The 3,345-nt window shown below is 57.6% G+C and carries 5 protein-coding genes; all 5 read left to right on the top strand.

What is annotated here, in order from left to right; genetic code table 11:
- The coding region (locus J6525_RS46080; RefSeq protein WP_446471744.1) for a hypothetical protein at positions 1 to 209 on the top strand (209 nt) is incomplete at its 5' end.
- A 222-nt stretch (positions 210 to 431) separates the two neighbouring features.
- Complete coding sequence (locus tag J6525_RS46075) at positions 432 to 749, top strand: hypothetical protein (RefSeq protein WP_225649574.1); 318 nt, start codon at positions 432 to 434, stop codon at positions 747 to 749.
- A gap of 390 nt (positions 750 to 1,139) precedes the next feature.
- On the top strand, positions 1,140 to 1,844 hold the full coding sequence (locus tag J6525_RS46070) for an AAA family ATPase (protein WP_225649573.1): 705 nt from the start codon (positions 1,140 to 1,142) through the stop codon (positions 1,842 to 1,844).
- Positions 1,807 to 2,838 carry a hypothetical protein gene (locus J6525_RS46065; protein ID WP_141343341.1) on the top strand — a complete coding sequence of 344 codons (1,032 nt, stop codon included), beginning with the start codon at positions 1,807 to 1,809 and terminating at the stop codon, positions 2,836 to 2,838. Before J6525_RS46070 ends, J6525_RS46065 begins: the two co-directional genes overlap by 38 nt.
- Before the next feature lie 295 nt (positions 2,839 to 3,133).
- Positions 3,134 to 3,345, top strand: a 212-nt coding sequence (locus J6525_RS46060; protein ID WP_225644121.1) for a hypothetical protein, incomplete at its 3' end; no start/stop codon positions are given.

Below are 3,345 nucleotides of genomic sequence, written 5' to 3'. Positions count from 1 at the left end.
CCTATTACGGCGTCGCCGGAAATCTCCGGAGTCTCGTAAAAGTTTATCGGGCCGTGGAGCGTTACTGGCGCGGAATGCTGCGCAGCCGCAGCTGGGCAGGCGGCCACCTCACTTGGGACGCCTTCAACCAAATCAAAGAACGGACACCGTTGCTGAAGCCTAAGCTGCGCCTTCCTTATCGGGAGCTGCAGGCGCTTGCGGTGCTGTGAACCAACTGTCGAAGAGCGTCGGTGCGGGAAATCCGCACGCCACGTTCTGTGGGAACCGGGGGCGGGCGACCGCCTCCGGTGACCCGGTGGAGAAGGTTCCCGGAATACCGTCCGGCACACCACCCGATTCACAGCCAGCGTGTCCACTGGCTGCGGAATTGCAGAGGCTCGATAGCTCGTGGGCGACGCTTCCCGAGGCGCAGCAAGATGCGTAGTTGGATAGTGACTGTCGCCATCGAGAAAGACGGCGACGACGATGAAGAGTACCGGCACGTAACTAACGCGGTTGCAGTCGCTGACCAGATCGAAGCCGTGCAGCTGACTATTGAAGACAACGGCGCCAATGCCGCAATGCTCAACTTCCCGCTTGAACCTGAAATGTTGCAAAGTCTCGGCTTGAGGCCAGGTGGGCTGATCGTCTTACACGATGGTGAGATTGATCCAATCACCTTGCGTCCTCGGCATCAGCCGCACGTCTCCATCGCGTTCAACGGTGTCGGATTGATGACGTGCCTGTCCGGAAGCTGCAACAGCACTTAGCTGGCGCGGTTGTCTCTCACGACCTCCCGCTGAATCCGTCAAAATGGCAACAGCGGACTCACGATTCCGGTATGCCCGCCAAACGGATTCCGTCACAAACAGGCTTGCCCCTGACGAGAAAGGTCAGCTTATCACTCGATGCGCCGTCGCGAAAGCGGCAAACAGTAAGGGTCGGATTAAGCGAGAGTCCTGCCTTTGTAGCAGCGCTGGCCGGCATCTTTAAACGTTCGGGTTGGCCGTGGAATGTCCGCGTGGCCCAATGTTTGGACCGGCCGGCGTTGGGCGCCGTATATCGCGCTACTATAGTTAGTGGCTGCGCTCCGATTTGATTGTGAGTTCCGCGCTCGCTATTGATGCGATTCGCGATAGGGAATGGTAGGCTCACCTCGTGTGTTTCATGTCGTTGTTGTCCGGGACGCGCAGGCGATGTATGTCCTTGCTCTAGTCACCCAAAAAGGAGGAAGCGGCAAGAGCACGCTGGCGGTCGGAATCGCAGTGGCCGCGATGGGAAACGGGCAGCGCGTCGGAATTGTCGACGCGGATCCACAAGGGACGATCTCAAAATGGACAGAGCGGCGCGGGCATCCCTATCCGCGGGTCGTTCGGGTCGCCGATCCCGCCACAATAGAAGGGGCGCTCGTCAGTCTTGAAGCTGAGGGGATCTGGCTTACAGTCATCGATACCGCCCCCACGAACAATGCACTGGCTATGCGTGCCATCGCGAGTGCTGATCTTTGCCTGATGCCGGTGCGTCCAAGTCTGGCCGACATCGAAGCTGCGATACCTACGCTGATTGCCATTCGTAGGCTCAACCGCCGATTTGCTTTCGTGCTCAATCAGACGCCACCGCGGGGTTGCCGCTTGAGTGAAGCTGCAACGTCGCTCAATTCGCTCGGGGTGCTTGCGCTTCCCTTTGTCGGACAGCGCAATGACCACCAGGACGCGCTTGGAGCAGGATTAGGCGTGACCGAGTTTTCCCATGAGGGAAAAGCCTCGGAGGAAGTTCGCGAGCTATGGCGCTGGATCTTAAGGAAGCTTGTCGAGGGGGCATCAGATCATGAGCCGCACGCAAGAAACGAAAAAGCGGCGTGGTAGGCGGACGCGCTGCGTGCGACGCTCGCTCGTAGAGCTTACCGCGGCGGCGAGCCGGGCCGTTGACGATGGCCTGTTTGTGTTGTCCGGCGGGATTGCTGCTTCCGACCCCCGATCGGAGCTCACGAGCGCGAATACATCTTATCAAACAATCCTTGCAAAACAAGCGGCCCCGAGTTTCTTTGCAGCGCACGACTCTCGGAATGCGGCGGCGCTGCGCAAGTCCGAAATCCTGGATTCCGACACTGCCATCGAGATGATGGTGGAGATTGCGAAGGACTATCAAGACAGAGCTTTTGAAAACATCAACGTCAGACGAGATGTTGCGTTGGATCATGCAGAGGACCTCATAGGGACGCAGATGGAAGGTGAAGCGCCGTCAGCAGGTCCCATTATTGAAAGCGATTCTTTGACCGTTCTTAAAAGCGCTGCAACGGAGTGCCGCACGGATGCGGTCGAATTGATTGTGCAGAAGGAACCAGCGGACAGCGCAGGGCAGCTGCAACCGCGATACATGCGGCGACTCACTGACGAGGCTGTCAGATTGCTGGACGATCTTCGCAGCGGCAAGCTGGAGAATGAGGCGAACTCCATCCTGAGCGAATGCTTCAGAGAAGCCGCCAGCGCGTTCTCTATGATCAATCAACAGCTCAAGCGCGACGGCTATGCGGCGAGCATTGATCCATCAATCTTCATCTGGCTCGCCGGTATCACTGAACCAGAGACGCGCGACACTGGGACCATGCGGCTTGAGATCGTACCCAACCACCGAGGTCGCCCGAGCACGTACGCGCGCCAGGTCGCTCAATTCATTTGGCACCTTGTCGAGGGGCAGGGCTGCGGACGACAGGCTGCATATCGGGGAGCGGTCACGAAGTTCACCGTAAGCGCGAGTTTCGCCGAGAAGGCCTACGCCTTTTGGGAGCCGATCTTCAAACGGGCGGGCCCCCACGTTAAGATGCTGGCCCGCATTTCAGATCCAGAAATGCAAAGCTAGCTAGACTAGTGTTCTGTCCTGTTAGTTCGTAGCATAATAACTGCAAGTGTTTCGGGTGTCCCGATCGAAGGAGATACCCGATGCGCCCCGAACGCCCGAAAGCGAATGCTGACGATTTCCAGCGGGTGGGCCAGCCAAGGTTGAGGTAAATCAAGACGTAATTCAGCGTACGCTGCGGGCGAGCGTGAAGGTGGACCCATGGACGATTTAGTCGTCCGTGAAGAAAGCGGATTGACTTGAGAAATAAGCAGAATTGGTCTTGATGTAGTATTCGATTTTGCAGGAAAGCGGGGTATTGGACCTCGCTTTCTTGCGTTTTAGGTTTTGCTTTTGGGTGATTCGTGATTCCCTGACGGCGTCGTCGACATTGGGGAATGCGATGAGCAAGCCGCGGGATGATCGCCAGAAAGACCTGTTGCTTCCGGCGCTTGATCAGATCATCGACATGGGTCATCCGCTGGTGCGGTTGGCAGCGCTGATCGACTGGAACATCCTGAATGAGCGCTT

It is taken from the genome of Bradyrhizobium australafricanum (assembly GCF_020329495.1).
GTDB lineage: Bacteria > Pseudomonadota > Alphaproteobacteria > Rhizobiales > Xanthobacteraceae > Bradyrhizobium > Bradyrhizobium australafricanum.
Note: the sequence above shows the minus strand (reverse complement) of the source record. Positions and strands in the feature narration are given on the sequence as shown.

Excerpts from the sequence above, each read along its gene's own strand:
- J6525_RS46065 (WP_141343341.1), top strand. The coding sequence starts at position 1,807 with ATGAGCCGCACGCAAGAAACGAAAAAGCGGCGTGGTAGGCGGACGCGC.